The organism is Mesorhizobium sp. W050 (genome assembly GCF_054719535.1).
The window spans coordinates 5,155,340-5,181,144 of sequence record NZ_JBTTIH010000001.1 but is presented as its reverse complement, the minus strand read 5'-3'; the positions used below and the strand labels follow the sequence as shown (position 1 = coordinate 5,181,144).

The window sequence follows — 25,805 nt, the reverse complement described above, 5'->3', positions numbered from 1 at the left end:
GATGGATCGGCGCGCAGCGCCGAGACGGATGAGGGGTGTTCCAGCTTGACGCCGGCGTTCTTTCACCGCCATGGCTGCAAACTGACATCCCTTACATAAGCGATTATCGTGGTGCAGACGCTGTCCATGTCTTTCAGGACATCGTCGTTCCAAAAGCGCAACACACGAAAGCCTCTCGCCTCCAGTTCCGTTCTACGGGCCTGGTCTGACTCTGAGTCCGCATGCTGACTCCCATCGATCTCGATGATGAGGAGTGATTCAAGACAAGCGAAATCGGCGACGTATTTTCCAACAGGAACTTGGCGCCGAAATTTGATCCGATCGAGCCTGCGGTCACGTAGTTCGTGCCACAGTTTGTCTTCCGCCTCCGTCATTTCACGTCGGAGCGAACGGGCAAAGTTTCGTTTGGCAGGAGCGACGGGCTGATGTGGCATGACGTTAGATTAACCAACGTCTCACTCCGCTGGAACACCCCTCGTCCGTCTCGGCGCTTCGCGCCGATCCACCTTCTCCCACAAGGGGCCCGTTGCGTTATAGGCTTTGGGCGTGGAGAGAGACGGCAAGGGCAATGCGAGGTGGTTTCCGGCGCTGGTTTGTGGCCAGATGGGGTAGGAGTTGGCGTATTCGGCGGATTTCGGGCGCAGTGCGACCCTAGATCATGTCGCCAGCGTCACCCAGCGACGCATGTTGAAGGCCATGGCGGCGATGAGAACCTGTCCTGCCGCCTTGGCCAGACCGCGATAGCGGATGGCGCAAAGTCGCATGCGGTTCTTCAAGGTGGCGAAGGTCGTCTCGACGGCAAAACGTTGCCGGGCGATCAGTTGGTTGAACTGCTTCAGGCGCGCCGGCAGGCGCGGATGATGCTTGTTGGCCCGCCGCATCAGCCGCGGCTTGATCCCGCGCTGCCTCAGCGACAGCTCGCGCGCCTTGGTGTGATAGGCCGCATCCGCCAGCACCGCGCCTTCGTCGCCACAGATCAGATGATCCGCCTCGACCGTGTCGTTGACGTTGGCTGCTGTCGTCCTCACCCGGCGGATCAGACCAGAACCCTGGTCGACGCCGACATGGGCCTTGTAGCCGTAGGAGGAGCCAGGCTTGCCCTGCCGGCGTGTAAAGCCGGCATCGGGATCGCCGGCATCGCCCGCTTCGTGCGCGGCCCCACTGGGCGGCCGTGCCGCCGCCGTCTCGATCACCGTGGCATCGAGCATCGTGCCGCGCCGCAGGATCAGCCCGGCCTTGTCCAGTTGATGGTCCCGTTCGCCAAACAGCTTCTCCAGAAGCCCGGCCTCCACGAGAAGATTGCGAAAGCGGTTGAGCGTGGTGTGGTCGGGCACCGTCTCCTCGAGCGTCAGTCCAACGAAGCGGCGGAACGACAGCCGATCGGCGAGCGCCTCCCTCCAGTTCGTTGTCCGACAGCCCATACAAGGATTGCAGCAGAAGCGCCTTGAACATCACCAGCGAATTGTACGCAGGCCGCCCCGCCCCAGTTGGCGAGCGCAGCCGCGCCAGGATCTTCTCGAAGCGATACCACTTCACCAGCGACGACAGCCGGTCCAGTCGTCCGCTCCGACCAAGACCCTGCGGCAGCAGAGCCTCTACAAAACTGAACTGACCGCTCGGCTTTGTCGTCATCGCAAAATCCCCGTTTCAACAGGGAATCACATCCACCCAATTTTGCAACAGTCCCATAAGGGGAGAAGGCAACGACGCGTCCGCCCCCAATCACGAAGCGGTGAACCATGTAACGAAGCCTCGGGCAGCGACGAAGTGTGGGATGAACCCGCCGCAACGGAGACCCCCGATGACTGGACTTAACCCAAAACGCGCCGGCATGCTGGTTGCCGCAGGCGCGGCGCTGATGATGCTTGGCGGCGCCGCCTTCGCCCAGCCGCTCACCGTGGTCGAATTGTTCACCAGCCAGGGCTGTTCGTCTTGCCCGCCGGCCAATGCCAACCTGATCAAGGTCAAGGACCAGCCGGGCGTTCTGGCGCTGTCGTTCAACGTCACCTACTGGGACTATCTCGGCTGGAAGGACATTTTCGGCCGCGAGGAATTTACCCAGCGCCAGGTGCGCTATGAGCCGTCGCTCGGCCGCTCCGGCCCGTTCACGCCGCAGGTGGTGGTCAATGGCGGTGCCGATGCGGTGGGCGCGGCATCAGGCGAGATCGAGCAGCTGATTTCCGCGAGCGGTCACACGAACGGGCCGACGCTGTCGCTCGACGGCGGCAAGATCAGCATCGGCGCCGGTTCCGCGCCGGCCGGCCGCGCCGATGTCTGGCTGGTCCGCTACAACAAGGGCGTCGTCGAAGTGCCGGTGGCGCGCGGCGAGAACACCGGCCGCACGCTGCCGCATGCCAATGTCGTGCACTCGCTGGAGAAACTCGGCAGCTGGAGCGGCGACGCCACCACGCTGCCGCTGCCGGCGGCAAGCGGCGGGCTGAGCACCGCGGTGCTGGTGCAGTCGCCGGGTGGTGGGCCGATCCTGGCTGCAGCCGCCGACTGATTCTTTTTCTACGCAACGCCGCTAGCGCGGCATAACCGGGCTCGCATCCGCGCGCCCTCTTCAAGGAGGAAATACCATCATGACCAAGACCCTGACCGCGCTCGCCCTTGCGCTTTCGATGACCGGCTTCGCCGCCGGCGCCCGTGCCGACGAAGCGACCAACGCCATGAAGCCGGCGATGGCCACCGATGCGATGAAGCCCGTGACCGATGCCATGGCGCCGGCGACCGGTGCCATGAAGCCCGCCGACCCAATGGCGACGAATGCAATGAAACCCGCCACCGACGCCATGAAGCCGGTTGATGCGATGAAGCCCGCAACGGATGCGATGAAGCCGGCGGACGCCATGGCGCCCGCGCAATAAGGCTTGGTCCCATGGCCCGGCCGCACAATGGCCGGGCCGGCGCACGGCAATTTGAGAAACCAGGCGGGACGTTCTGTCGTATAGTCTTCGCCACCATCAAGGAGATCAGACATGACCGGCATTGCAAGGACGAGAACGCCGATCTTCAAGAGCGCGCTTGCCGCGCTCATCGTCGCCGCCGCGGCGGCTGCCTTCTGGCAGAGCCCGGCGCGTTCGGCCGAGGACGCGGTGGTGATCCCGCCGCCGGCAGTGGACGAGAAGGCCGCCAGCGGCAGCGAGAAGGCTATCTTCGCCGGCGGCTGCTTCTGGGGCGTGCAGGGCGTGTTCCAGCACGTCAAGGGCGTGACCAAGGCCGTCTCCGGCTACACCGGCGGCGCCAAGGATGACGCCGTCTACGAAACGGTGGGCAGCGGCCGCACCGGCCACGCCGAATCGGTCGAGATCACCTACGATCCGTCCAAGGTGACCTACGGCCAGCTGCTGCAGGTCTATTTCTCGGTCGCCCACAACCCGACGCAGTTGAACTTCCAGGGCCCCGACTCGGGCACCCAGTACCGCTCGACCATCTTTGCCGAGAACGATGCGCAGCAGAAGATCGCCCAGAGCTACATCGCCCAGCTCGACCAGGCGAAGGTGTTTGCCAAGCCCATCGTCACCACGCTGGAGACGGGCAAAACCTTCTATCCGGCCGAGGAATATCACCAGGACTTTTTGACGCTGAACCCGACCTACCCCTACATCGTCTACAACGACCTGCCCAAGGTGGCGAATTTGAAGTCGCTGTTCCCGGGGTTGTACAGCGAGAAACCGGTGCTGGTGCTGGCGGGGAAGAGCTGAGGGGCGATAGGACTTGGCCGGACGCAGAGAGCGGCGACGCCCTACCTGAGACGCCAGCGGGACAGCACCCCCCTCTGCCCTTCCGGGCATCTCCCCCTCATGCGGGGAGATTGGCAGCGTCGCTGACGGTGCTCATCTTGCAAGGTTGGCGAAGGCCGCAGTGAGGAGCTGATCTCCCCCCTTGAGGGGGAGATGGCCGGCAGGCCAGAGGGGGGTGCCTCGCGCAAACCGCGATTAGAGAGCCCTTCAATCATACGTCAGATCCGTCGCCTTGCCCCCAAACACCCGATACGCATAGAACGAATAGAAGATGATCACCGGCAGCACGACCACCGTGCCGGCGAGGATGATGGCCAGGCTTTCCGTCGCCGACGCCGCCTGCCAGATGGTCAGCCTCTCGGGCACCACGAAGGGGTAGAACGACCAGGCAAGCCCGGCAAAGCCGAGCGCGAAGATGGCGGCGAGCGTCAGGAACGGCCGCAGCGCGTGGCGATCGTCGGGCTTGGGCAGGTGGAAGGTCTGCCGCCACAGCCACAGGAACAGCAGCGCCGACAGGATCGGCAGCGGCGACAGATAGAGCATTTCGGGCCAGACGAACCATTTGGCGAAGATGCGCGGACTGGCAAATGGGGTCGCCAGCGACACCGCCGCCATGCCGAGCGCGGTCAGCACCAGGGCCGTGCGCAGCCAGGCCACCGCCTTCCTCTGCAATTCGCCCTCGGTCTTGTAGATGACCCAGGCCGCGCCCATCGCTGCATAGGCCGCCGACAGGCAGAGCGCCACCAGCGCCCCGAAAGCGATGCCGCCAAAACCGACATCGAGGCCAAGCACATAGACGCCGAGCATATAGCCTTGCGCCAGCGAGGCGATGACGGAACCGAGGAAGAAAATGCGGTTCCAGCGGTGCTTCTTGCCGGCGGGCACCTTGGCGCGGAAATCGAAGGCGACGCCGCGCAGGATGAGGCCAACCAAAAGCACGAAGACCGGAATGTAGAGCGCGGTGAGGATGACGCCATGCGCCAGCGGAAAGGCGACCAGGAGCAGGCCGACGGCCAGCACCAGCCAGGTCTCGTTGGCATCCCAGAACGGGCCTATTGCCGCGATCATGGTGTCCTGCTCGGCATCTTCGGCGACCGAGAACAGGATGCCGATGCCGAGATCGAAACCGTCGAGAATGACGTAGATCAGGATGGCGAGGCCCATCAGGCCGGCGAAGATCAGGGGCAGCGCGGTTGGCCAGTCGAAGCTCATCGGTCTGTCATCCCTCTCATCAACGGTTCTGCCCTTCGCTATTGCTCCGGGCGTTCGTCATTCGAAAAGCCAAATCGTTGGCTTTTCGTCCGCTACGCGGACCATTCCTCACTCCGCTGCGGCCGGTTGCGACATCGCCGTCTTCATGACGCCCGGCAGCGGCGAGGTATCGCCGTCCTTGGCGGCCTTCAGCGCCAGGTGCACCAGCACGCCAAGATAGGCGATCAGCAGCAGCACATAGAGGAGGAGATAGATGGCGAGCGTCAGCGCGACATGGCTGCCGGCGACCGGGCCGATAGCGTCGGCGGTTTTCAGCACGCCGGTGACCAGCCAGGGCTGGCGGCCGATTTCGGTGGTGTACCAGCCGGCCAGCGTCGCCAGCCAGCCCGACAGCGCCATCGGCACCATCAGCATGGCCAGCGGCCTCGGCAGGCTGTGGCGGCGCTTGAGGAAGAAGGTCGCCGACCACGAGACGATGAGCATCAAAATGCCGGTGCCGACCATGATGCGGAAGCCCCAGAACACTGGGAACACCGGCGGGTGCAGGCCGGGATAGTCGTTGAGCCCCGGCACGATACCGCTGGTGGCGTGGCGCAGCACCAGGCTGGCGCCGTCGGGAATGGCGATCTCGAATTTGTTTTCCTTCGCCGCCTCGTCGGGCAGCGCAAACAGCACCAGCGGCACGTTGGGGCCGGTGTTCCAGTTCGCCTCCATGGCGGCGATCTTCTGCGGCTGGTGCTCCAGCGTGTTCAGCCCGTGCTGGTCGCCGGCGAAGATCTGGATCGGGATTAGGATGGCGGCGGTGAAGACGCCGGTGCGCAGCGCCTTCCACATCGATTCCGACCGGTCGCCGGTGAGGTAGCGCAGCGCCGACAAGCCGGCGATCAGGAACGACACCGTCAGGCCGGAGGCAAGCAGCATATGCGTCAGACGGTAGGGCATGGACGGGTTGAAGACGATCGCCCACCAGTCGACGGGATGCGCCTTGCCGTCGATCATCTCGAAGCCGGCCGGCGTCTGCATCCAGGAGTTCAGCGCGATGATCCAGAAGGCCGACAGCGTGGTGCCGCCGGCGACCAATACCGTCGCCAGCGTGTGGACGCGGTTGGAGACGCGGCGGAAGCCGAACAGCATGATGCCGAGGAAGGCCGCTTCGAGGAAGAAGGCGGTGAGGATCTCGTAGGCAAGCAGCGGCCCGGCGATGTTGCCGACCTTTTCCATATAGCCCGGCCAGTTGGTGCCGAACTGGAAGCTCATGGTGACGCCGGAGACCACGCCCATGGCGAAGGACAGCGCGAACACTTTCACCCAGGTGAAATAGGCGCGCATCCAGGCGGAATCATTGGTGGCGTTGTAGCGGAGCTTGAAGAACAGCAGCACCCAGCCAAGCGCAATCGTGATGGTCGGAAACAGGATGTGGAACGAGATATTCGCCCCGAACTGCATTCGCGACAGGATGAGCGGGTCCATGCGGGCTCCGGCTGCTGTTGTTAGCGCAGAATAGGCGGCGGATGCGGTCCGGTCAAAGCGGCTTGGCGTCACGCGGGGCGCGTTGTCGCAGCAGATGGGATCAATCCGTCAGTGCCCCGATACCCCCATGACGAAACGGCAAAAGGGGAACGTTTGTTCACAATTGTCAGCAGCGGCATTGACTTCGCGCCGTGCGCACCGACATTCAGCGCAATAATAATCCCCGCCTCTTTCAAACAGTCGTTTTCGGCCTCATGTCTTCCACTAATTTGCCTTCCATCATTTCGATTTCCGGGGTCACCAAGACCTACGCCACCGGCTTCAAGGCGCTGAAGGAAATCAACCTCGACATCGAACGCGGCGAGATTTTCGCGCTGCTGGGGCCGAACGGCGCCGGCAAGACGACGCTCATCTCGATCGTCTGCGGCATCGTCAACCGTTCGTCGGGAACGGTGACCGTCGACGGCCACGACATCAACCGAGACTACCGCGCCGCGCGCAGCCTGATCGGGCTGGTGCCGCAGGAGCTGACCATCGACGCGTTCGAGAGCGTCTGGGCAACCGTAACCTACAGCCGCGGCCTGTTTGGCAAGGCGCCCAATCCGGGCTTCGTCGAAAAGGTGCTGCGCGACCTGTCGTTGTGGGACAAGAAGGACGCCAAGGCGATCACGCTGTCGGGCGGCATGAAGCGGCGGCTGATGATTGCAAAGGCGCTGTCACATGAGCCGCGCATCCTGTTCCTCGACGAACCCACGGCCGGCGTCGACGTCGAACTGCGCCAGGACATGTGGGCGATGGTGCGGCGGCTGCGCGACGATGGCGTCACCATCATCCTCACCACGCACTATATCGAAGAGGCCGAGGCGATGGCCGACCGTGTCGGTGTCATCAACCGCGGCGAGATCATCCTGGTGGAGGGCAAGGCCGAACTGATGCGCAAGCTCGGCCGCAAGCGCCTGATCGTCGAATTGCGCAACCCGCTCACCGCCATTCCCGATGCATTCTCGCACTACGCCTTGGAGCTGTCGGGCGATGGCACACAGCTGACCTACACCTATGACAACCAGAGCGAACGCCCCGGCGTCGCATCGCTGCTGCGCGAACTCGAGACGGCCGGCATCCAGTTCCGCGACATGGACACGCAAAACAGCTCGCTCGAGGAGATCTTCGTCAATCTGTTGAGGCAAGAGCCATGAATTGGCGAGCAGTATGGGCGATCTACCGGGTCGAGATGGCGCGTGCGTTCCGCACCGTGCTGCAGAGCATCGTCTCGCCGGTGATCTCGACATCGCTTTATTTCGTCGTCTTCGGCTCGGCCATCGGCTCGCGCATCACCGAGATCGACGGCATCAGCTACGGCGCCTTCATCGTGCCCGGCCTGATCATGCTGTCGCTGTTGACGCAGTCGATCTCCAACGCCTCCTTTGCCATCTATTTCCCGAAATTCGTCGGCTCCATCTACGAGCTCTTGTCGGCGCCGGTGTCGTATCTGGAGATCGTCATCGCCTATGTCGGCGGCGCCGCGACCAAGTCGATCATCCTCGGCCTGATCATCCTGGCGACGGCCTCGCTGTTCGTGCCGCTCACCATCCAGCATCCGTTCTGGATGCTGGCCTTCCTTGTCTTGACGGCGGTGACCTTCAGCCTGTTCGGCTTCATCATCGGCATATGGGCGAAAAGCTTCGAGCAATTGCAGCTGGTGCCGCTGTTGATCATCACGCCGCTGACCTTCCTCGGCGGCAGCTTCTATTCGATCAACATGCTGCCCGAGACCTGGCGCACGGTGACGCTGTTCAACCCGGTCGTCTACCTGATCAGCGGTTTCCGCTGGAGCTTTTACGGCAAGTCCGATGTCTCGGTCGCCGTCAGCCTGGGCATGACGATGGTGTTCCTCGCCATCTGCATCGCCATCGTCGCCTGGATCTTCCGCACCGGCTACCGGCTGCGCAACTGACCCTGCCGCTCTAAAGCGCGTCGCGTTTGAACGGACTCAGGCGACGCGCATTAGGTCTTTGTTTTTATGCATGTCGTTTGCTCAAATCGGGACCACTTTTGAGCGACATGCAAATAGGCGATCGCCCGTGCGCCGGTCAAATCAACAGTTTTGCTGGGGGCAAATTGGCCACGTTGGCCGCCACGCTTCTTGCTAGATCGCCTTGATGAGGCGCAGCAACCCCAGCATCTCGATCAGCCTGCCCTCGCGGAAGGCGATGTAGGTCGGTTCTTCGACGCCATGGAAGCGGCGCTTGAACGCCGCCTGGCCCTTGAGGTTGAACTTGCTGCGGTTGACCCAGGGCGACTCATAGGCCCGCTCGAAGGCGTTGCGCCAGAAGCTCGATTCGGCAAAGCTGTTGGCTCCGACATCGAGCATCGGCGACAGGCCGAGCGTGACGACCGAAATGCCCTCATTGCGAAACCGGTCGACGGCGAATTTGGTCAGCCCGATTTCGGCATGCGGCGAGGCATCGATGTGCTTGCGCTTGAACGAGGTGGTATAGCCGATCACCTTGCCATCCCGGAACATCGGATCGAAATCGAGCAGAGCGACGAGCTCGCCTTCCGGGCTGTAGAGCACGAAACGGCGCATATCGATGCCGAGATGATCGGCAAAGGGGCGGTTGAGGAACGCCATCTCCCAGCGCTTGACGATGCGGTCGGCCCGCCAGTTCTGTGACAGGCGCTGGACCTCGTCGAGATAGACCGCTCCTTCGCCAAAGGAAAACCCCTTCTTCAAGAGCCAGCGTTCGGAATAGCGCACGGTTTCGTTGCGCTTGCCGGAAAAATCGTGAGCCGGCAGCTCCAGCCGCGTGTCGACGCCGAGGCGGTTGACCTGGTAGCCGAGCCCTGCCAGAACGCGCGCCGTCGGTTCGCCGATCTGCACGAACCACGGGCTGTCGGCGGCTTCGACAAAGCGCCTGATATAGTCGGGCCGATCGGCCGGATGGGCGGCCGGGTCACCGAGCGCGAAATGGTGCTTCATCTTGGTGCCGAAGGCGATGTAGCCGTCGGCGTCGCCGAAATAGGACAGTTTTTGCTGCACGGCGGTCGAATAGGCCAGCGAGAAGTCGCCGTGCTGGCGGACAAGCGCCAGCCGCTCGACATGCGAAAAATCCTGGCGCGGCACCTTGGCTGCGGCGCCCTCCAGCAGTCTGTCGAGAAAGATGCGCAAGGAGGGCATGGTCGAGCTTCCGCGTGCCGATGATAAACAGAGGCTTGCCCCCAAGGCCTCGAATCAGTCGCATTGACGCGACCTCATTATCGATCATATCGCCCCTGTGCCATATGGGACGTGCCATATAGGACGGGTCCCCATGGCGCACCTGAAAGGAAATCTCGACCGAATGGCGGCTACGACAAGCGAAACGATGCCTATCGTCCTGGGGCCGAAAGGACCCGACTATACGGTTATCGTCATCGGCGCCGGAGCGGCGGGGCTGGCGGCCGCCGACGCGCTTGGCCGGCGCGGCGTGCGGGTCGTCGTGCTTGAAAAGGAGCCGCGGATCGCCGAACCGTGGCGACGGCGGCACGAGAAGCTGACCCTCAACACGCATCGCGCGCTATCGGCCCTGCCCGGCCTTGCCTATCCGCCACGCACCGCCGCCTTTCCGAACAAGGATGCCATCGTCGGTTATCTCGAGGATTTTGCCCGCGCGCGCGGCATAAGGGTCGAATTCGGCACCGCCGTCGAGCGGATCGAACGCAGAGGCAATGGCTGGCTCGTCCATACGGGCCGGGAAACGCTGAGCGCCCGCAATGTCATCGTCGCCACCGGCCGCGACCGCTTGCCATGGACGCCGGACTGGCAAGGCAAGGCGACTTTCACCGGCAAACTTGTCCACGCCGCCGATTTCGGCACAGCACAGGACTATGTGGGCAAAAGCGTGCTGGTGGTCGGAGCCGGAAATTCCGGCTTCGACGTGCTCAACCACCTCGCCCGCGCCGACACCAAGGCCATCTGCTTGTCAGCCAGGCAGGGTCCGTCGCTGATGCCGAAACGGATCGGCAAGGTCGCCGTGGCGCGCTTCGGCGGTTTCATGGCGATGCTGCCGACGTGGATTGCCGATGCCGCGATTGCCGCGACGCAGCGGCTGGTGTTCGGCGACCTCGCCCGCTTCGGCCTGCCGCCGGCGCCGAAAGGCGGCGCCAGCCGGCTCGGCGTCGAGCAGATCGCTATCGCCGTCGACGACGGCGCCGTCGCAGCGCTGAAGGCCGGACGGATTTCGGTGGTGGCGCCGGTGGCGGCTTTCGAAGGCGCCGGCGTGCGGCTGAACGACGGCACGGTGCTCGAGCCGGATGTGGTGATCGCGGCAACCGGCTATCGCACCGGCCTGGAGGCCATGCTGGGCGATCTCGGCGTGCTCGACGCCAAGGGCGTGCCGAAGGCCAATGGCGGCACCCCGAGCGGCCAGCCCGGCCTGTGGTTCATCGGCATGCGGCCAAGCCTGACCAGCTATTTTCACAGCGCCGGCCTGCAGGCCGAAGCGATTGCCCGTCAGATCGCCAAGGGGTTGTAGACGCTGCGGTGCGCTTGGTCCGACACATCTGCATGGCGGGATCGTATATTTTGGCGGTTAGCCGAAGCGCCCTGTCCCTTCGTCATTCTCGGGTCTTCGCGACGCCGCTGCGCGGCTGCTTCGCCCGTGGGATGACGAAGCTGAGAGCTTGCGGCCAATCTCCCAACGCAGGCGCTTGAATCCACTTCATGTCTTGTTATATAACATGTTATCAAAATTGGACAAACCGACCATGGAAGACATCATTCGATCCCTTGGCTATCTCACCCTCGGCAGCAGGCTGAAGCGTATCGGCGAGCAGTTGCAGGCCGATACGCAGCGCATGCTCGATGGGCTGGAGGTGCCGGTGCAGTCCAGCCAGTATCCTCTGCTGGCCGCGCTGGACCGGCTCGGGCCGCTGCCTGTCGGCGAGCTGGCGCAGTCACTGGGGATCACCCAGCCGGGGGTGACGCGCAGCGTGGCGCTGCTGGCCGAGTTGGGGCTGGTCGAGGCCGCGCCATCGAACGACGACCAGCGCCGCAGGATGATCTCGCTGACCGCGAAGGGCCAGCGCCTGGTCGATAAGGCGAAGAGGGACGTTTGGCCGCGCATCGAGAACGCCGTTGCCGACTTGTGCAAAGGCCTTGCAGGGCCGCTTCTCGAACAACTCTCGGCAATAGAGGACGGCCTGGCCGCGGCCCCGCTCGACCGTCGTGTGAAACAGGATGCTGCGCCATGAGCCATGTCCTCGATCGTCCGGTCTGGAGCGCGCTCGACACGCGGCATCGGATCTTTGCGTATGGCGACAGGCTCGCCAGGCGCTATCCCTCCTCAATCGTCCCCTTCGCGGCTTCCGGGGCAGACGGCGCTGAGAGCCTGCAGGCGCTCGCAAGCCTCATTCCTGCAGGTGAGAGCGTGTTCATGCTCCAGGCGGACCCCATTGCCTTGCCGCCGGAACTGACCGCGACCGTGACCGCCTTCGGCGTTCAGATGGTTGCCGAGGCGCCATTGCCTTCCGTGTCGGACGAGCGTGTGCAGCAGCTGACGCAGGACGACGCGGCCGAGATGCTTGCTTTGGCGTCACTGACCAAGCCCGGCCCGTTCACGCTCAAGGCGCTGAGCCTCGGCGAGTTCTGGGGCGTGAAGATCGGCGGCCGGCTGGCGGCGATGGCCGGCGAGCGCATGAAGCAGCCCGGCTACAGCGAACTCAGCGGCGTCTGCTCGCATCCCGAATTTCGCGGCAGCGGCCTCGGCCGGCTGCTGTCGGTGTTCGTGGCCAACCGAATTTTTGCGCGCGGCGAAGTTCCCTACCTGCATGCCTATGCCAGCAATGCCGGCGCGGTCCGGTTGTACGAGTCCATCGGCTTCAGGCTGAGGGCAGAGATGAATGTGGCCGTCGTGCAGCGCGCCGGCTAGAGGGCTTTGTTTTTTACCCAATTCCGGACGGAAACCGCTTCACACTTTTCTGGAATTGCTCCAGGCCGCCTTGCAGGCCTCAGGCTGATTTCGGCTCCAACCGGCGGAAACCCACGGTTTCCATAAGCATATCTTCCTCGACCATGCCGGCATTGTGCAGCGCAAGCAGGTTCAGCGCGATCTCCCGCGCATCCGCGGAATCGGGATGCACGTCGCGCCTGCGGCAGGCTTCGTCGAACACGCGTTGCAGCCTGGCGATGTCGTCGGGTTTCAGCAGGCCACGGGCATAGACGGACTTTGGCATCGCAGTCTCCTCCAGAAGACGTAGGACGCCATGTTTAAAAGTCCATTCTTTTCCAATGCTTGAGCGCAGCTGCCTGGGTTTGCACGAATCCGACCGAGCGTGGCAGTCAGACCGCGATCACGCTGCCATTCAGTCAGCACCTCGGCCGTGGCCTGTTCCGCCGCAGTCTGCTTGACGTGCCGCCACGCTTGCGAAACAAGAGCTGCCACAAAGGACAGCGAGGCACAAAAGTGAGTTTCTGGGGACTGGCGCAGCTCGTCATTTCGACGGTGATCTTCCTGCTGGCGGCCATCGCGGCCAAGCAATGGGGGCTGGCGCCAAGCCTTGGCAAGATCGTGCTGACACTGGCGCTCTATACGGCGGGCAATCTGATGATGCTGCGGCTGGTTCGTGAGTTCGGCATGTCGGTGTCGTTCAGCCTGTCGGCGGTGATCCAGCTGGTGGCGGTCAATGTGGTGGCGCTGGTGTTCTTCGGCGAACGCGTCAATGCCTTGCAGGCGACCGGCATCGTGCTGGCCATCGCGGCGGTGGTGCTGATCTCGCTCGGGCCTTACCTGCAGGGGCGACTGTAATCCGATGAAGACTCCGCGTGCGTTCACCAACTGGCTTGAATTTCCGGTGCTGCTGGCCGGGCTGGTGATAGCCGCCGGGCTGTGGGGCTTCGAGGAACTGATGGAGGTGGCGCGGGCCACCACGCCGCACGCTTTCGATACTGAGATCCTGCTCGCTTTCCGAAAAGTGGGTCAGCCGGATGTTCCCGTCGGCCCGGCATGGCTGGAAGGCGCGATGCGCGACATCACCAGCCTCGGCAGCTCCAGCGTGCTGGTGCTGATCGTAACGGCGGTGATCGTCTACCTCCTGCTGATCCGCAGGCCGAGGACGGCGCTGCTGATCTTTGTCGCGGTGGCTGGCGGGCAGCTGCTGTCGACCTTGCTCAAGGCCGGCATCGACCGGCCGCGCCCCGATCTTGTCTCGCACCTGGCCAACGAGACGTCGCTGTCGTTTCCCAGCGGCCACGCCATGCTGTCGGCGGTGACCTATCTCACGCTGGGCTCGCTGGCAGCGCGCTTCCTGCCGGGACGAACGACGAAAATCTATGTCCTCAGCCTGGCGGTGCTAGTAACGCTGCTGGTCGGCGTCAGCCGCGTCTATCTCGGCGTCCACTGGCCTTCCGACGTGCTGGCGGGATGGTGCGCCGGCTTCACCTGGGCGACGCTGTGCTGGCTGGCGGCGCGAATGCTGCAGCGGAACAAGGCGGTGGCCGATGGCAACGAGCCCGAAGACTGACGATCCGGAGCGACATTCAAATCAGCCGGTTGATCAGCCCGTGTCCGCAGCCTGCCAGCAGAAAAACCGCCGACAGCAAGGCTGCCGACGTCGTCAAGGTCCTGAAAATCTTCAACTGATATTTCCCCGCCAGTAAGAGCCAAGGCGGTAGCGTAGCATGCTCATCCCGTATCCCGCCATCCGGCTTTGTGGAGAGATCATGTTTCATGTATGCTTTATGATGGTTGAAACATCACTATGATTGTATTACACGTCGTCTCCGCAGACTCAGACGGGGGTTCCGACCGATGATCACTGCCGCGCAGATGCGCGCCGCGAGGGCGCTGGCCGGCATCGATCAGAAGACACTCGCCGAGCGTGCCGGCGTTTCGCTTCCGACAATCCAGCGCATGGAAGCGAGTGACGGCGTGGTCAGGGGTGTGGTCGATACGCTGATGAAGGTTGTCCAGGCTCTCGACGAGGCCGGGGTGGAGCTCATCGGCGAGAACCAGACCAGCGAGCGCGGCGGCCGGGGCGTGCGCCTCAAGCCGGTCGCGCCGCCGAACCCGCAAGGCTGAGCCGGCATATAGTCGCGACGGCGACCGCCGACAGTCCTGCCGACGATCCCGCCGCCTTCACGCAAGCGGAAGGCAGTCCATGGATCAGATCCGGCGGGCAGTGCATCAACCGGCCCAGAAGTCGGCAAAGCCGACATTTTCAGAGCTGTTCACGCCCAAGCTGGTGACGGTCTGGCGCGAAGGTTACCGCCTGCCGCGGTTCAAGGCCGACTTCATGGCCGGGCTGACCGTCGCCATTGTCGCGTTGCCGCTGTCGATGGCGATTGCGATTGCTTCGGGCGTGACGCCGGAGCGCGGCCTGTTCACGGCCATTGTCGGCGGCTTCATCGTCTCGGCGCTCGGCGGCAGCCGCTTCCAGATCGGCGGCCCGGCCGGCGCCTTCATCGTGCTGGTGGCGGCGACGGTGCAGCGCGAAGGCGTCGACGGACTGCTGCTGGCGACGATGATGGCCGGCATCTTCCTGCTCGCCATCGGCTATCTCCGGCTCGGAACCTATATCAAATTCATCCCTTACCCGGTGACGGTCGGCTTCACCGCCGGCATCGCAGTCATCATCTTCTCCGGCCAGATCGTCGAACTGTTCGGGCTGAGGCTTGCCGGGCCGGAGCCCGGGCCGCTGCTGCCGAAGCTGATGGCGATCGGCCACGCGGCCGGCACGCTCAATATCTCGGCAACGCTGGTGGCGGCGCTGACCATCGCCACCATCGTCGGGGTGAAGCGCTGGCGGCCCGGCTGGCCGGGCATGCTGATCGCCGTCGGACTGGCCTCCCTTGTCGTGGCGCTGCTTTCGCTGCCGGCGGAAACGATCGGCACGCGCTATGGCGGCATTCCGCGCAGCCTGCCGTTGCCGGCACTGCCGGGACTCAACCTCGACAAGGCGATTGCGGTGCTGCCGGATTCGGTGGCTTTTGCGCTGCTCGGTGCCATCGAATCGCTGCTCTCGGCCGTGGTCGCCGATGGCATGACCGGGCGGCGTCACCGTTCCAATTGCGAACTGGTGGCGCAAGGCTTTGCCAACATCGCGTCTGCCCTGTTCGGCGGCATCTGCACCACCGGCACCATCGCCCGCACCGCCACCAATGTGCGGGCCGGCGCGCATGGGCCGGTTTCCGGCATGCTGCATTCGCTTTTTCTGCTGGTCTTCATGCTGGTGGCCGCACCGCTGGCCAGCTACATCCCGCTTGCCGCCCTTGCCGGGGTGCTGGCGGTTGTCTGCTGGAACATGTTCGAGAAGCAGGCCTTCGCCACATTGCTGCGCGCTTCGCGCGGCGACGCCCTGGTGCTGATGGCAACCTTCCTGATCGTCGTCTTCCGCGACCTCACCGAAGGCATCGTCGTCGGCTTCGCGCTAGGCTCGATCCTGTTCATCGACCGTATGGCCAAGTCGATCGCCGTGGAGGCGGATTTGCCGCTGGTGCAGGACGATGTCGCCGACAGCAGCGGCCGCGCCTACGATGCAAGCGAGGCAAGCGACGCCGACACCGTCGTCTATCGCATCTCCGGCGCCTTCTTCTTCGGCGCCGCCTCGACTGTCGGCACGGTGCTCGACCGCATCGCCGACCAGCGCAAGAACTTCATCCTCGATTGTTCGGCGGTGCCGTTCTTCGATTCCACCGCGGCCAATGTCATCGAGGGCGCGGCGTACAAGGCGAAACGTGCCGGCGTGCGTTTCATCATCGCCGGCGCCTCGCCGCAGACGCGGCGCATGCTGATCAACCACGGCGTCAAGCGGCCGCTGGTGACCTTTGTCGCTTCGATCAAGGATGCGCGGGCGCAACTCAAAGCCGCGCCCGCTGGCTGAGCCGGCAAGTGTGCGCCGTCAGTCCAGGCTCAGCACCGCGATCTCACCTTCGTTCATCAGCGGCACGAAAATCCGCGTGCCATCTGTGCCGATGTCGGCGCTGCCCGGCTTGAACTGCTCTACAGCCTCCGGCGCCTCGCCGACTTTGTACCGATAGAGCGTGCCGGTCATGAAGGCGGTGGCGTAGATCCTGTCGCCGATGGCGACGACGCCATCAAGGTCGGCAAAGTTTTGTGCGCCAGGCAGCGGCGTCACGGCTTTCGTCGCGAGATCGACCGACAGCAGGCCCCCGGGCGCGGCAGTGCTGAAGTCCGGCTTGATACCCTTGCCCCACGAGGCCACGATCAGCCGGTCGCCATCGGCAAAGATGCCGTTGGGCGCGGCGAGCTTCGCATCCTTCACGAACAGGTCCGGCTTGTTGCCGTCGATGCGGTAGATCGCATCGGCCAGCATGTCGGTGACATAGACCTTGCCCGATGAGTCCGATGTGACGTCGTTGAGGAAGACGGCACCGGGCACATCGATGGTCGAGACCAGCTTGCCGCTGGCGAGATCGACGATGCGCACCTTGGTGATGTCGGCGACGTAGAGCTTGCCGCCAGAGATCGCCGAGCCCTTCGGTGCATCCATGCCGGCGGTCCAGTGCCGGCTAACGACCTTGCCGTCCAGCGACAGCACCGAGAGATAGCCGTTGCCGTCGGCCTCCCCGGGATTGCCGACGATGTTGGAGACGATGATGCGATTGTTGGCGGCATCGAACAGCGCCGATTCGGGTTGCTCGAAGCCCGAGGCGCGCCAGAGTTCGGCGGCCTCGGCCGCAGGCACAAGCGCGATACCGAAGGCGGCGAGACAAATGGAGGGGATGAGGGTTTTCATGGCCAGGTCTCCTGTGGTGGATGGCGGAGAGCTAGGAGTTTCGATACTTTTCCGGAAGGGCGATTCGAGCTAGTATCGGAAACCGATACGAAATGGCGCAAAAGAGGTGCATCCCATGAACGGCCTGATCTTCGAGGCGCTGAAGCGGACGCTGAAGGCCAAGGGCGTCACCTATCGTGAGCTAGCCGGGCGGATGGGCGTTTCCGAGCCGACGGTGAAGCGCATCTTCCACGAGCGCAACTGCAAGCTCGACCGTCTCGTCGGGATCTGCGCTGCCGCCGGCGTCGAGCTGGAAAACGTGCTGGGGTCGATGAACCGGGGGCCGGGACCGGTCAACCGCATCGCGCCAGAGGTCGAGCGCAAGCTTGCCGGCCGGCCGGCGTTGCTGTTCATCTTCGTCATGCTGTCGGAGAAATTCACGCCCGAGGGCGTCATGCGCTCGCAAGGCTTAAGCGAAGCGTCGATGTTCCTCTATCTGCGCGATCTCGAAGCGCTCGGCCTCATTGCGCTGGGCAGCGGGTTGTCGGCACGGCTGCTGGTCGACACACCGATCCAGTGGAATTTCGAAGGGCCGCTCAGGCCGCTATTCGAGATGACAAACAAGAATTTCATCGGCTGGGCGATCACCCATCTGGAGCGGGAAGCGACCTTCGTCTCTTTCTCCAGGCGGATGCGGCCGGAGACGGCGGAGATGGTGAAGCGCGAGGCGGAGGAACTGGCCGAGCGCGCCAAACTGCTCGCCCATCACGACCAGCACACGACGCCGGAAGACGGGCTGACCGGCTACAAATGGACATTTGCTTTTGGCGCAACCCCGTTTCCGGCGATCATGCCGATCGGCCCGCACCCCAGGGATGCCGGTGCGTCCGACCGGCCCACCGCTCCGGCAAAGGGACGCCGCCCGTTGCCGGCTTGACGCGCCAGCCGCGTTTCAAAACCGAAACCATGATAGAGTTCGCGCGCTGATTTGCCAGACTGTACGGGGCGGGTTTGCCGAATGCGTGACCGTCCCCGCAAAATCGAAGTGATCCTATGCCGACCGCGCCAACACTTGAACTTCGCCGCTATTCGCGCCTGAAAAATTTGCGGGAGCGCGCAGAACGCCAGGGTGCTGCATTGCAGTTCTGGGCGCGCACGGCATCGCTCGCCGTGATCTCCTGCTTCTTTTCCTTGATCAGCCGCTGGGATGCCTCGCTGCTCTTCGTGCTGGCGGGCCTAGCGCTGTTCCAGCTGGTCGGCCTGATCCAGTTTCGCTTTGCGCGCCGTCGCAACGCGCCATGGTGGATCGGTTACCTCGTCGGTACGCTGGACATCATTCTGTTGACCGTTCTGCTGGTAACGCCCAACCCGTTTTCCCGCGAGGTCGCGCCGGCTGCGATGCAACTGCGCGAGGGCAGCTTCAAATTCCTGCTGATTTTCGTATGCCTTGGCGCGCTGACCCTTTCGACGCGATTGGCGCTCTATCTCGGCGCGCTCGCGGCCTTGACGTGGACGATCGGGGTGGGATGGGTGGTTTTTCATGCGGGAACCGTCATTCCGGCAACGAACCTCTATTCGCTGCCGATGACAGAGCGACTGAATCTCTATCTCAACCCCAATTTCGTCGATACGTTCGCGCAGGCGACCAATGTGTTGGTTGTCCTGATTATCGGCGCGATCATGGCGCTGGTCGTCTCCCGTTCCCGGCATCTGTCGGAAGACTATGTCAAGGCGGAGCGCGCCCGCGCCAATCTCGCCCGGCATTTTTCGCCCAATGTCGTCGACCAGCTCGCCTCGGATGACGAGCCCTTCGGTCCGGTCCGCCGGCAGGATATCGCGGTGCTGTTCGCCGACATCGTCGGCTTCACACACTATTCCGAGGATCATCCGGCCGAAGCAGTGTTCGAACTACTGCGTCAGTTCCACCGTCGCATGGAGCAGGTCGTTTTCGACCACCATGGCACCGTCGACAACTATATCGGCGATTGCATCATGGCGACCTTCGGGGTTCCGCAAGCCAGCCATGACGACGCAACCCGGGCCATCCGGTGCGCTGAAGCGATGATCGCCGCTATCGAAGACTGGAATGTCCAGCGTGTGTCCAGGGGATATCCGCCGCTGGACGTTCGGATCGGTGCACAATATGGCGCCGTCGTCCTCGGCGCGGTCGGCAGCGAGCGCAACCTGTCCTTCGCGGTGGTGGGCGACACCGTCAACGTCGCCAGCCGTTTGCAGGCGCTCTGCCGGGAACTTCAGGCGAATATTTGCTTTGGGTCACGACTGATTGAGGCCGCGAAGGCGGAATCGCCAACGACACGGTTGAATGCGCGCGATCATGGACCGGTTAGCATCCGCGGCCGGGACGAACCGGTCCATGTCTGGGTCGAACACAGGGCCGAAAACCAGGGCGCTATTGCGGTTTCGGCGTGATGCAGGCCGCCATGTGAGACGCCTGAACCTCATGACTCAGGCCGAAGCCATCACGTGTCTGAGGCGATTGCGCCAGCCTTCGCGGCTGCGGCGTCGGTGCCTGCCTTGTCCTCCCAGGTCACCGCCCGGTAGTCGAACCCAAATTCCAGCGTCGGTTTCACGATGCGGAAGAAGGGCGACAGGTCGAAGTCGCGCGGCGTGTAGAGCGAGTGGTGGCGGATGTGCAGGATTTCGCGGCGCGAATAGTTCGACTGCGCCGAGGCGCGGCCGGGCGCGCGGGTGATCTCGGGCAGGATCGGGTAGCGGATCTCGCCATAGGCTTCGGCGATCAGCGTCGAGCAGATGGCGCGCGTCGGATCGCCGGAACCGAAAGCCAGCATGCGGCGGCGCCAGCGCACCGGCACCGGTGGCGTCGGCAGGAAAAAGCGCAGCATGTCGAAGATGTTCTTGAGATCGTATTTCAGGCCGAGCTTGCCGATCATGAAGGCGACGACATGGTCGCGGTCTTCCGGGGTCAGCCCGCTCGCCCGGCAGATACGGGTGTTGTAGGTGCGGTAGCGCGACAGCGGCACGGCGACACAGCCTTCGCCGAGCGTCACTTCGATCAGCCGACGCCGTTCCGATCCGTCCTCCGGTTCGGACAAGGCATCGCCGACATAGAAGGCGGCGTGCGACCAGGTCGACTGTGTCAGGTATTTGATCGCCGCCGAGATCTTCTGGTTGCCTTCGATGAGCAGGATGTCGCCGGGCTCGAGCGTGCGCCGCAACGTCTCGGCATCGGACGGCGTGTAGGGCTCATAGCCCGAGGATTCGTCCTGCAGCCGGCCGGCAAGCCAGCGGCCAAGGCGGTCGAGAATCGTGTCGCGCGGCGCGGTCATGGCAAAGTGTGACTAGCACGAGGTGACGCCCTCGGCCATGATCAACCGACCGGGACCTCTTCCGACAATGCCGGGCCGGCGAGGTCGTCGCGCGCATTGCGTGCGAGCTTCTTCGTCGAGCGCTTGGGGCTGTCGCCGAACAGCTCGGCCGCTCCGGCGAGGCAGCTCTTCTTCAGGCTTTTTTCCGAGCGCTTCAAAAGCTTGCCAAGAAGCCTTGTGTCCTGCGCATCGCCGAGCGGCTCACCGTCGGCCTCGAGCAACACGCGCATGACGAAGACGTCGTGCAGTTCGCCGAGCTTTTCACCCAGTTCGTCGACCGCCTTGCGCCGCACCTTGATCGGCGTCGGCCACAGCCGGCCGAGCAGCGAAAGATGCATCGAGTGGGTCTTGGCCGCCTTACGCAGATCGTGGAAATCCTCGGCTCCTCCGTGGGATCCGGCCTTGTCCAGCGCCTTCCTGGCCCGGCGCAAGGTCTTGCGAGCGCCTTCCGCAAGCACATCGGCTGCATGCTCAGGCAGATCGGGGAGCAGCAGCCGCTCGATCCGGATCAGGCCTTCCTCGCAGGCGGCCGTGGCCGCGCCTATGGCGGCGTCGAGACCAGCCCCGGCATGGATTTCATGCTGGCGGGCGATAAGCCGGTCGCGCACGCTGTCGAGGCCGCCGGCAACCTGCTCGGGAAAGGCGGCTGCCAGCCGGTCGACGGTCTCGACCAGCGCGGTCGCCTCGCGCGGCCCGGCAAGCAGCGCCGCCACCTGACGGTAGCATTGGTTCTCAGTCCGACAGAATGTTTCATTTCCGGAACGGACCAGCCGCAGCAAGGCGCGCGCGCTCTTCAGCCGCTTGCGGCATTTGTGCAATGCCTGCTCCGGCTGGTCGCGCGCGACGGCCAGATGGGCAAGCGCCTTGCCGATCTCCTCGCCAAGGATACGCCTGACCTCGCCGGTCAGCGGCAGGCGCGGATCGATGCGAAAGCTCATGCGGCGATCTCCGGAATCCCCCTAGAGCATGATGCCGAAAAGTGTGAAGCGGTTTTCGGACGACATCATGGTCCATCTCTTTTGATTTAGAGCCGGATTCCGATTTTAGGTCGACCCGACCTAAAATCATCCGGCTCTAGGGCGAGCGACGCGTTGTAAAATCTCTGCTCGCCGGTCACTTCGCGGCCGAGCCAATCAGGCAGCATTTCGTCAGGTACATCCTCCGGCGTCTCCAGTTCGGCCACCACAAGGCCGGCTAGAATCCCGCCGAAAACATCGACTTCGTAGAGATAGCCGCGATGCCTAACATGGTGGCGTGTCTTCTCGATGACATGTCCGATGGCGAAGGCCAGCATCTCCTCTGCGTCCGCCAGTGGAATTTCATATTCGTATTCGTCACGCTCGCGGATCTTGCTGCCGAATTTGAGCGTCAGCTTCGCCGAACTGCCGTCGCTGATGCGCACGCGCACGGTGCGGCCAGGTGCTGCGGCAAGGTAGAACTGGCGAATGCGTATATTCGCCTCGGCCATTTCTAGCCATTCGGCGGTGGAGACCAGGAACTTGCGTTCGACTTCCTTGCCCATGGCCGCGCACTAAAGCGTCTGCGGCCCGACATGGCAAGCGGCCGTAGATAATCAATTTGACTTTAATCAATCGATTGATTAAACACGCCGACATGATCAAATCCGCGCCCGACAAAATGCCCCGCCAGGAGACATCGCCCGCCGAGCAGACGCGCGCCGCACTGGTGCTGGCCGCGCTCAAACTGTTCGGGCGGCAGGGCTTCGACGGCACCTCGACGCGCGAGATCGCGGCGGAGGCGAAGGCCAACATCGGCTCCATCGCCTATCATTTCGGCGGCAAGGAAGGGCTCCGCGGGGCCGCCGCCGACCACATCGTCGAGACTATCCAGGCGGTTGCCGGCCAGGCGCTCGGCGGCATGCAGCTGCAAGGTCAAGCCAGTTCAGAGACGGCGCGGGCGCAGCTCTCGACCGCATTGGAGCGGATGGTAGGATTTATCGTCGCCCGGCCGGAGGCGGGCGATATCGTACAATTCGTACTTAGAGAGTTGTCGCATCCGACGGCCGCCCTCGACCGCATCTATGACGGGGTGTTCGAACCGACGCATCGCCGCCTCTGCCAGATCTGGGAACAGGCGACGGGCGAGCCGGCCGAAAGCGAGGCCACCAAGCTCGTGGTCTTCACGCTGATCGGCCAGGTCATCTATTTCCGCATCGGCCGCGAAGCAGTGATGCGTCGTATGGGCTGGCGCGAGATCGGTAACACCGAAGCCGCCAAGGTGGTGGCGGCGGTCACAAGCAATCTTGGCGCCATACTGGCGGCCCGAAATCCGGTCGCCCGCAAGGAGAGCAAGCGATGAGTTTTCTCTGTTCCCTGCCGCTCGCAGCCCAGCTGTTCGGCGCCTGCGCGCCGGCAGCGCCGCTTGCCGTCGGCTATGTCGAGGGCGACTATGTCTTGCTGGCGCCGATCGAAGTGGCGCAGGTCGAGACCGTCGCGGTCAAGCGCGGCGACCGTGTTGTATCAGGCACGCCGGTGGTGACTCTCGAAAGCGCCGACGCAAAAATCGCCGTCGCCCAGGCAGAGGCCGCGCTCGCCCAGGCGCAGGCGCAGCTGGCCGACCTGCAGATCGGCAAGCGGCCGGAGGAGATCGCGGTGCTGAAGGCCGAGGTCGACATGGCCAAGGCCCAGGCCACGGATGCCAAGCGCAAATACGACCGCGCCGCCGACCTGTTCAAGCGCGGGGCCGGCACGCAGGCCGACTACGACACCGCCGCCGCGACGCTGGAGACCGCCAATGCGCAGGTCGGCCAGGCGCAGGCCAACCTCGCCGTCGGCGGTCTGCCTGCGCGTCCCGAAACGATCAAGGCGGCAGACAATCAGGTCAAACAGGCACAGTCGGCGTTGGAACAGGCTGAGTGGCGGCTATCGAAGCGCGTGCTGGCGGCACCCTCGCCCGGCCGCATCAATGACGTCATCCGCAATCCCGGCGACACCGCTGGTCCGACCGCGCCTGTCATTTCGATGTTGCCGGACGGTGCGGTAAAGCTCAGCGTCTATGTCCCGGAAAGTGCGTTCTCGTCGATCAAGGTCGGCACGCTGCTTGTCGTCCATTGCGACGGCTGCGGGCCGGAGGTGAAGGCGCGCGTCAGCTATGTCTCGCCCGACCCGGAATTCACCCCGCCGGTGATCTACTCGCTCGAGAACCGGCAGAAGCTGGTCTACCTCGTCGAGGCGCGGCCTGAGGGCAAGGCGCAAGCGCTGCAGCCGGGACAGATCGTCGATGTCGAGCTGGCGGCCTCCGCAAAATGAACGCCATCGACGTTCATGGCCTGGTCAAGCGTTTCGGCGACAAGACTGTCGTCGACCATGTGACGATGACGGTGGCCGAGGGCGAGATCGTCGGCTTTCTCGGGCCCAACGGGTCCGGCAAGACGACGACCATCCGCATCATGTGCGGCCTGCTGACGCCCGACGAGGGCGAAGGTACGGTGCTGGGTTTCAACATCCGCACCGAGTCGCTCCGCATCAAGCGCGAAGTCGGCTACATGACGCAGAAATTCTCGTTCTACGAGGATTTGACGATCGGCGAGAATCTCGAATTCGTGGCGCGGCTCTACCGGCTGAAGCCGGTCGAGGAGCATGTGTCGAAAACGCTGGAAGAGCTTGGCCTGACGAGCCGCCGCAACCAGCTCGCCGGCACGCTGTCGGGCGGCTGGAAGCAGCGGCTGGCACTGGCCGCCTGCATCATGCACAAGCCGAAGCTGCTGCTGCTCGACGAGCCGACCGCCGGCGTCGATCCGAAGGCGCGGCGCGAATTCTGGGACGAGATCCACCGGCTGGCGAGCGGCGGTCTGACCGTGCTGGTGTCCACCCACTACATGGACGAAGCCGAGCGCTGCCACCGAATCAGCTACATCTCCTACGGCAAGATGCTGGCCACCGGCACGGTGGACGAGGTGGTGACGAATGCCGGTCTGACCACCTTCGTGCTGCAGGGACCGCGCCTCGACCAGGTCGCCGATGCACTCAGGGACCGGCCCGGCGTCGACCAGGTGGCGCCGTTCGGCGCGACGCTGCATGTCGTCGGCTCCGACAAGGCAAAGCTCGAAAAGGCGCTCGCCGATGTCGAGAAGGAGCACAAGGGCGTCAGCGTAAAACCCGGCGAGACCAGCCTCGAGGACGTCTTCATCCAGTTCATGTCCGGCTCGAAGGACAATATGGCATGAACAGCGTCTTCTCCTTCGCCAGGCTAGGTGCGCTGCTGATCAAGGAATTCATCCAGATGCGGCGCGACCGCATCACCTTCGCCATGATGCTGGGCGTGCCGCTTTTGCAGCTGGTGCTGTTCGGCTACGCCATCAACAACGATCCCAAAAGCCTGCCTGCCGCACTGGTGGCGACCAGCAACGACCCCTACACCCGCGCCATTGTCGCGGCCCTGCAGACGACCGGCTACTACCGCTTCGACCATGTTGCGCAAAGTGCCGAGGCTGCCGAATTCCTGATGGCGCGCGGCGATGTTGCCTTCGTCGTCACCATCCCGGCCGATTTCGGCCGCCGGGTGGAGCGCGGCGACAATCCGCAGATACTCATCGAGGCCGACGCCACCGACCCGGCCGCCGCCAGCGGCGCCATCTCGACGCTAAGCAAAGTGGCCAGCCAGGCGCTGCTTCGGGCGCAAGGCATGCAGGAGGCGGCGAGTGAGGCCGCCAGGGGCCAGCTCGATGTGGTGGTGCACCAGCGCTACAATCCGGAAGGCATCTCGCAATACAACATCGTGCCCGGCCTGCTCGGCGTCATCCTGCAGATGACCCTGGTGATGATGACCTCGATCGCGCTGACCCGCGAGACCGAGCGCGGCACGATGGAAAACCTGCTCGCCATGCCGTCCAGCCCGTTCGAGATCATGCTGGGCAAGGTGCTGCCCTATCTTGTGGTCGGTGGCGTCCAGGTGGTGGTGGTGCTGGCGGCGTCGAAGCTCTTGTTCGCCATCCCCTTCACCGGTTCCATGTCGCTGCTGCTTACAGCCGTATTGGTGTTCGTGCTGGCGCTGGTGCTGCTTGGCTACACCATCTCGACCATCGCCCGCACGCAGATGCAGGCGCTGCAGCTGACCTTCTTCTTCTTCCTGCCGTCGATCCTGCTGTCCGGCTTCATGTTCCCCTATCGCGGCATGCCGGGCTGGGCGCAGACCTTCGGCGAGATTTTTCCGCTGACGCATTTTCTGCGCATCACCCGCGCGGTGATGCTGAAGGGCGCCGAACTGCCGGCGGTTGCGGGCGAGATCGCCTGGCTGGTCGGGTTCGTGGCCTTGTTTGCCGGCGTCGCATTGGTGCGGTTCAGGCGCACGCTCGACTGAG

The 25,805-nt window shown here is 63.9% G+C and carries 28 protein-coding genes and 1 pseudogene; 18 read left to right on the top strand and 11 right to left on the bottom strand.

Annotated elements, in window-relative coordinates; all coding sequences use genetic code 11:
- Positions 1-62 precede the first annotated feature (62 nt).
- Positions 63-434, bottom strand: coding sequence for an endonuclease domain-containing protein (locus tag ACYG9Y_RS24975; RefSeq protein ID WP_023681256.1), 372 nt, complete (start codon positions 432-434; stop codon positions 63-65).
- A gap of 222 nt (positions 435-656) precedes the next feature.
- Positions 657-1,632, bottom strand: a pseudogene (locus ACYG9Y_RS24970) (IS5 family transposase).
- A gap of 199 nt (positions 1,633-1,831) precedes the next feature.
- Here ACYG9Y_RS24970 and ACYG9Y_RS24965 point away from each other — a divergent pair.
- From ACYG9Y_RS24965 to msrA, 3 genes are all read left to right on the top strand, one after another.
- Positions 1,832-2,503 carry a DUF1223 domain-containing protein gene (locus tag ACYG9Y_RS24965; RefSeq protein ID WP_084014380.1) on the top strand — a complete coding sequence of 224 codons (672 nt, stop codon included), beginning with the start codon at positions 1,832-1,834 and terminating at the stop codon, positions 2,501-2,503.
- Between the two features lie 79 nt (positions 2,504-2,582).
- A complete protein-coding gene (locus ACYG9Y_RS24960; protein ID WP_023681258.1) occupies positions 2,583-2,867 on the top strand; it encodes a hypothetical protein in 285 nt (94 codons plus the stop codon).
- A 111-nt stretch (positions 2,868-2,978) separates the two neighbouring features.
- Positions 2,979-3,704: a peptide-methionine (S)-S-oxide reductase MsrA gene (gene msrA, locus ACYG9Y_RS24955; RefSeq protein WP_023681259.1), complete on the top strand. Its 726-nt coding sequence runs from the start codon at positions 2,979-2,981 to the stop codon at positions 3,702-3,704.
- Between the two features lie 246 nt (positions 3,705-3,950).
- Here the strand turns inward: msrA and ACYG9Y_RS24950 are convergent, their stop codons facing one another.
- Complete coding sequence (locus tag ACYG9Y_RS24950; RefSeq protein ID WP_023739830.1) at positions 3,951-4,955, bottom strand: cytochrome d ubiquinol oxidase subunit II; 1,005 nt, start codon at positions 4,953-4,955, stop codon at positions 3,951-3,953.
- A gap of 108 nt (positions 4,956-5,063) precedes the next feature.
- Positions 5,064-6,425 carry a cytochrome ubiquinol oxidase subunit I gene (locus tag ACYG9Y_RS24945; RefSeq protein ID WP_023739829.1) on the bottom strand — a complete coding sequence of 454 codons (1,362 nt, stop codon included), beginning with the start codon at positions 6,423-6,425 and terminating at the stop codon, positions 5,064-5,066.
- A gap of 269 nt (positions 6,426-6,694) precedes the next feature.
- Here ACYG9Y_RS24945 and ACYG9Y_RS24940 point away from each other — a divergent pair, with 269 nt between their 5' ends.
- Together ACYG9Y_RS24940 and ACYG9Y_RS24935 are read left to right on the top strand one after the other, a co-directional pair.
- Positions 6,695-7,621, top strand: a complete 927-nt coding sequence (locus ACYG9Y_RS24940) for an ABC transporter ATP-binding protein (protein ID WP_023692970.1) — start codon at positions 6,695-6,697, stop codon at positions 7,619-7,621.
- Positions 7,618-8,379 carry an ABC transporter permease gene (locus ACYG9Y_RS24935; protein ID WP_023681263.1) on the top strand — a complete coding sequence of 254 codons (762 nt, stop codon included), beginning with the start codon at positions 7,618-7,620 and terminating at the stop codon, positions 8,377-8,379. The genes ACYG9Y_RS24940 and ACYG9Y_RS24935 overlap by 4 nt, the downstream gene beginning before the upstream one ends.
- A 192-nt stretch (positions 8,380-8,571) precedes the next feature.
- Here ACYG9Y_RS24935 and ACYG9Y_RS24930 read toward each other — a convergent pair whose 3' ends face one another.
- Positions 8,572-9,603 carry a phosphatidylglycerol lysyltransferase domain-containing protein gene (locus ACYG9Y_RS24930; protein WP_023739828.1) on the bottom strand — a complete coding sequence of 344 codons (1,032 nt, stop codon included), beginning with the start codon at positions 9,601-9,603 and terminating at the stop codon, positions 8,572-8,574.
- 133 nt (positions 9,604-9,736) lie between these two features.
- On the opposite strand from ACYG9Y_RS24930, the gene ACYG9Y_RS24925 reads away from it, so the two are divergent.
- The 3 genes from ACYG9Y_RS24925 to ACYG9Y_RS24915 all read left to right on the top strand — a co-directional run bounded on the left by ACYG9Y_RS24925 (position 9,737) and on the right by ACYG9Y_RS24915 (position 12,334).
- The gene (locus ACYG9Y_RS24925; RefSeq protein ID WP_023750799.1) at positions 9,737-10,939 is read left to right on the top strand and encodes a flavin-containing monooxygenase; all 1,203 of its coding nucleotides are present in this window, start codon (positions 9,737-9,739) and stop codon (positions 10,937-10,939) included.
- Positions 10,940-11,171: 232 nt separating this feature from the next.
- The gene (locus tag ACYG9Y_RS24920) at positions 11,172-11,657 is read left to right on the top strand and encodes a MarR family winged helix-turn-helix transcriptional regulator (RefSeq protein ID WP_023673270.1); all 486 of its coding nucleotides are present in this window, start codon (positions 11,172-11,174) and stop codon (positions 11,655-11,657) included.
- A complete protein-coding gene (locus ACYG9Y_RS24915) occupies positions 11,654-12,334 on the top strand; it encodes a GNAT family N-acetyltransferase (protein ID WP_023739827.1) in 681 nt (226 codons plus the stop codon). The genes ACYG9Y_RS24920 and ACYG9Y_RS24915 overlap by 4 nt, the downstream gene beginning before the upstream one ends.
- 79 nt (positions 12,335-12,413) lie before the next feature.
- On the opposite strand, the gene ACYG9Y_RS24910 is transcribed toward ACYG9Y_RS24915, so the two are convergent.
- Positions 12,414-12,638 (bottom strand): hypothetical protein, encoded by a 225-nt coding sequence (locus ACYG9Y_RS24910; RefSeq protein WP_023739826.1) that lies wholly within the window; start codon positions 12,636-12,638, stop codon positions 12,414-12,416.
- Between the two features lie 230 nt (positions 12,639-12,868).
- Between ACYG9Y_RS24910 and ACYG9Y_RS24905 the strand changes: the two genes are divergently transcribed.
- Both ACYG9Y_RS24905 and ACYG9Y_RS24900 read left to right on the top strand, forming a co-directional pair.
- Complete coding sequence (locus ACYG9Y_RS24905; protein ID WP_023681268.1) at positions 12,869-13,210, top strand: hypothetical protein; 342 nt, start codon at positions 12,869-12,871, stop codon at positions 13,208-13,210.
- 4 nt (positions 13,211-13,214) lie between these two features.
- On the top strand, positions 13,215-13,925 hold the full coding sequence (locus ACYG9Y_RS24900; protein WP_023687516.1) for a phosphatase PAP2 family protein: 711 nt from the start codon (positions 13,215-13,217) through the stop codon (positions 13,923-13,925).
- 16 nt (positions 13,926-13,941) lie between these two features.
- Here the strand turns inward: ACYG9Y_RS24900 and ACYG9Y_RS24895 are convergent, their stop codons facing one another.
- A complete protein-coding gene (locus ACYG9Y_RS24895) occupies positions 13,942-14,133 on the bottom strand; it encodes a hypothetical protein (RefSeq protein WP_155923589.1) in 192 nt (63 codons plus the stop codon).
- A 79-nt stretch (positions 14,134-14,212) separates the two neighbouring features.
- Between ACYG9Y_RS24895 and ACYG9Y_RS24890 the strand changes: the two genes are divergently transcribed.
- Complete coding sequence (locus tag ACYG9Y_RS24890; RefSeq protein ID WP_023687514.1) at positions 14,213-14,482, top strand: helix-turn-helix domain-containing protein; 270 nt, start codon at positions 14,213-14,215, stop codon at positions 14,480-14,482.
- 79 nt (positions 14,483-14,561) lie between these two features.
- Entirely contained in the window at positions 14,562-16,283 is a 1,722-nt protein-coding gene (locus tag ACYG9Y_RS24885; RefSeq protein ID WP_023739825.1) for a SulP family inorganic anion transporter, read from the top strand.
- Positions 16,284-16,301: 18 nt separating this feature from the next.
- On the opposite strand, the gene ACYG9Y_RS24880 is transcribed toward ACYG9Y_RS24885, so the two are convergent.
- Positions 16,302-17,159 carry an NHL repeat-containing protein gene (locus tag ACYG9Y_RS24880; RefSeq protein WP_023739824.1) on the bottom strand — a complete coding sequence of 286 codons (858 nt, stop codon included), beginning with the start codon at positions 17,157-17,159 and terminating at the stop codon, positions 16,302-16,304.
- 115 nt (positions 17,160-17,274) lie between these two features.
- Here ACYG9Y_RS24880 and ACYG9Y_RS24875 point away from each other — a divergent pair, with 115 nt between their 5' ends.
- Entirely contained in the window at positions 17,275-18,075 is an 801-nt protein-coding gene (locus ACYG9Y_RS24875; RefSeq protein WP_023739823.1) for a helix-turn-helix domain-containing protein, read from the top strand.
- Positions 18,076-18,191: 116 nt separating this feature from the next.
- On the top strand, positions 18,192-19,568 hold the full coding sequence (locus ACYG9Y_RS24870) for an adenylate/guanylate cyclase domain-containing protein (protein WP_023739822.1): 1,377 nt from the start codon (positions 18,192-18,194) through the stop codon (positions 19,566-19,568).
- A 50-nt stretch (positions 19,569-19,618) separates the two neighbouring features.
- Here ACYG9Y_RS24870 and ACYG9Y_RS24865 read toward each other — a convergent pair whose 3' ends face one another.
- The 3 genes from ACYG9Y_RS24865 to ACYG9Y_RS24855 all read right to left on the bottom strand — a co-directional run bounded on the left by ACYG9Y_RS24865 (position 19,619) and on the right by ACYG9Y_RS24855 (position 22,007).
- Positions 19,619-20,446 carry a C40 family peptidase gene (locus ACYG9Y_RS24865; RefSeq protein ID WP_023696064.1) on the bottom strand — a complete coding sequence of 276 codons (828 nt, stop codon included), beginning with the start codon at positions 20,444-20,446 and terminating at the stop codon, positions 19,619-19,621.
- A 41-nt stretch (positions 20,447-20,487) separates the two neighbouring features.
- A complete protein-coding gene (locus ACYG9Y_RS24860) occupies positions 20,488-21,423 on the bottom strand; it encodes a CHAD domain-containing protein (protein ID WP_023739821.1) in 936 nt (311 codons plus the stop codon).
- An 86-nt stretch (positions 21,424-21,509) separates the two neighbouring features.
- Positions 21,510-22,007 (bottom strand): CYTH domain-containing protein, encoded by a 498-nt coding sequence (locus ACYG9Y_RS24855; RefSeq protein ID WP_023739820.1) that lies wholly within the window; start codon positions 22,005-22,007, stop codon positions 21,510-21,512.
- 92 nt (positions 22,008-22,099) lie between these two features.
- On the opposite strand from ACYG9Y_RS24855, the gene ACYG9Y_RS24850 reads away from it, so the two are divergent.
- From ACYG9Y_RS24850 to ACYG9Y_RS24835, 4 genes are read left to right on the top strand one after another with little or no spacing between them, the layout of a single operon-like run.
- Positions 22,100-22,804, top strand: coding sequence for a CerR family C-terminal domain-containing protein (locus tag ACYG9Y_RS24850; protein WP_023739819.1), 705 nt, complete (start codon positions 22,100-22,102; stop codon positions 22,802-22,804).
- Positions 22,801-23,754 (top strand): HlyD family secretion protein, encoded by a 954-nt coding sequence (locus ACYG9Y_RS24845; RefSeq protein ID WP_023739818.1) that lies wholly within the window; start codon positions 22,801-22,803, stop codon positions 23,752-23,754. The genes ACYG9Y_RS24850 and ACYG9Y_RS24845 overlap by 4 nt, the downstream gene beginning before the upstream one ends.
- Positions 23,751-24,671 carry an ABC transporter ATP-binding protein gene (locus ACYG9Y_RS24840; RefSeq protein WP_023673289.1) on the top strand — a complete coding sequence of 307 codons (921 nt, stop codon included), beginning with the start codon at positions 23,751-23,753 and terminating at the stop codon, positions 24,669-24,671. Before ACYG9Y_RS24845 ends, ACYG9Y_RS24840 begins: the two co-directional genes overlap by 4 nt.
- Positions 24,668-25,804: an ABC transporter permease gene (locus ACYG9Y_RS24835; RefSeq protein ID WP_023681282.1), complete on the top strand. Its 1,137-nt coding sequence runs from the start codon at positions 24,668-24,670 to the stop codon at positions 25,802-25,804. Before ACYG9Y_RS24840 ends, ACYG9Y_RS24835 begins: the two co-directional genes overlap by 4 nt.
- Position 25,805: the final 1 nt, after the last annotated feature.

What these genes read in the sequence shown, in the direction of transcription:
- ACYG9Y_RS24975 (WP_023681256.1), bottom strand. Translation starts at nt 434, where the DNA reads ATGCCACATCAGCCCGTCGCTCCTGCCAAACGAAACTTTGCCCGTTCG.
- ACYG9Y_RS24965 (WP_084014380.1), top strand. Translation starts at nt 1,832, where the DNA reads ATGCTGGTTGCCGCAGGCGCGGCGCTGATGATGCTTGGCGGCGCCGCC.
- ACYG9Y_RS24960 (WP_023681258.1), top strand. Translation starts at nt 2,583, where the DNA reads ATGACCAAGACCCTGACCGCGCTCGCCCTTGCGCTTTCGATGACCGGC.
- msrA (WP_023681259.1), top strand. Translation starts at nt 2,979, where the DNA reads ATGACCGGCATTGCAAGGACGAGAACGCCGATCTTCAAGAGCGCGCTT.
- ACYG9Y_RS24950 (WP_023739830.1), bottom strand. Translation starts at nt 4,955, where the DNA reads ATGAGCTTCGACTGGCCAACCGCGCTGCCCCTGATCTTCGCCGGCCTG.
- ACYG9Y_RS24945 (WP_023739829.1), bottom strand. Translation starts at nt 6,425, where the DNA reads ATGGACCCGCTCATCCTGTCGCGAATGCAGTTCGGGGCGAATATCTCG.
- ACYG9Y_RS24935 (WP_023681263.1), top strand. Translation starts at nt 7,618, where the DNA reads ATGAATTGGCGAGCAGTATGGGCGATCTACCGGGTCGAGATGGCGCGT.
- ACYG9Y_RS24930 (WP_023739828.1), bottom strand. Translation starts at nt 9,603, where the DNA reads ATGCCCTCCTTGCGCATCTTTCTCGACAGACTGCTGGAGGGCGCCGCA.
- ACYG9Y_RS24925 (WP_023750799.1), top strand. Translation starts at nt 9,737, where the DNA reads ATGGCGCACCTGAAAGGAAATCTCGACCGAATGGCGGCTACGACAAGC.
- ACYG9Y_RS24920 (WP_023673270.1), top strand. Translation starts at nt 11,172, where the DNA reads ATGGAAGACATCATTCGATCCCTTGGCTATCTCACCCTCGGCAGCAGG.
- ACYG9Y_RS24915 (WP_023739827.1), top strand. Translation starts at nt 11,654, where the DNA reads ATGAGCCATGTCCTCGATCGTCCGGTCTGGAGCGCGCTCGACACGCGG.
- ACYG9Y_RS24910 (WP_023739826.1), bottom strand. Translation starts at nt 12,638, where the DNA reads ATGCCAAAGTCCGTCTATGCCCGTGGCCTGCTGAAACCCGACGACATC.
- ACYG9Y_RS24900 (WP_023687516.1), top strand. Translation starts at nt 13,215, where the DNA reads ATGAAGACTCCGCGTGCGTTCACCAACTGGCTTGAATTTCCGGTGCTG.
- ACYG9Y_RS24895 (WP_155923589.1), bottom strand. Translation starts at nt 14,133, where the DNA reads ATGAAACATGATCTCTCCACAAAGCCGGATGGCGGGATACGGGATGAG.
- ACYG9Y_RS24890 (WP_023687514.1), top strand. Translation starts at nt 14,213, where the DNA reads ATGATCACTGCCGCGCAGATGCGCGCCGCGAGGGCGCTGGCCGGCATC.
- ACYG9Y_RS24885 (WP_023739825.1), top strand. Translation starts at nt 14,562, where the DNA reads ATGGATCAGATCCGGCGGGCAGTGCATCAACCGGCCCAGAAGTCGGCA.
- ACYG9Y_RS24880 (WP_023739824.1), bottom strand. Translation starts at nt 17,159, where the DNA reads ATGAAAACCCTCATCCCCTCCATTTGTCTCGCCGCCTTCGGTATCGCG.
- ACYG9Y_RS24875 (WP_023739823.1), top strand. Translation starts at nt 17,275, where the DNA reads ATGAACGGCCTGATCTTCGAGGCGCTGAAGCGGACGCTGAAGGCCAAG.
- ACYG9Y_RS24870 (WP_023739822.1), top strand. Translation starts at nt 18,192, where the DNA reads ATGCCGACCGCGCCAACACTTGAACTTCGCCGCTATTCGCGCCTGAAA.
- ACYG9Y_RS24865 (WP_023696064.1), bottom strand. Translation starts at nt 20,446, where the DNA reads ATGACCGCGCCGCGCGACACGATTCTCGACCGCCTTGGCCGCTGGCTT.
- ACYG9Y_RS24860 (WP_023739821.1), bottom strand. Translation starts at nt 21,423, where the DNA reads ATGAGCTTTCGCATCGATCCGCGCCTGCCGCTGACCGGCGAGGTCAGG.
- ACYG9Y_RS24855 (WP_023739820.1), bottom strand. Translation starts at nt 22,007, where the DNA reads ATGGGCAAGGAAGTCGAACGCAAGTTCCTGGTCTCCACCGCCGAATGG.
- ACYG9Y_RS24850 (WP_023739819.1), top strand. Translation starts at nt 22,100, where the DNA reads ATGATCAAATCCGCGCCCGACAAAATGCCCCGCCAGGAGACATCGCCC.
- ACYG9Y_RS24845 (WP_023739818.1), top strand. Translation starts at nt 22,801, where the DNA reads ATGAGTTTTCTCTGTTCCCTGCCGCTCGCAGCCCAGCTGTTCGGCGCC.
- ACYG9Y_RS24840 (WP_023673289.1), top strand. Translation starts at nt 23,751, where the DNA reads ATGAACGCCATCGACGTTCATGGCCTGGTCAAGCGTTTCGGCGACAAG.
- ACYG9Y_RS24835 (WP_023681282.1), top strand. Translation starts at nt 24,668, where the DNA reads ATGAACAGCGTCTTCTCCTTCGCCAGGCTAGGTGCGCTGCTGATCAAG.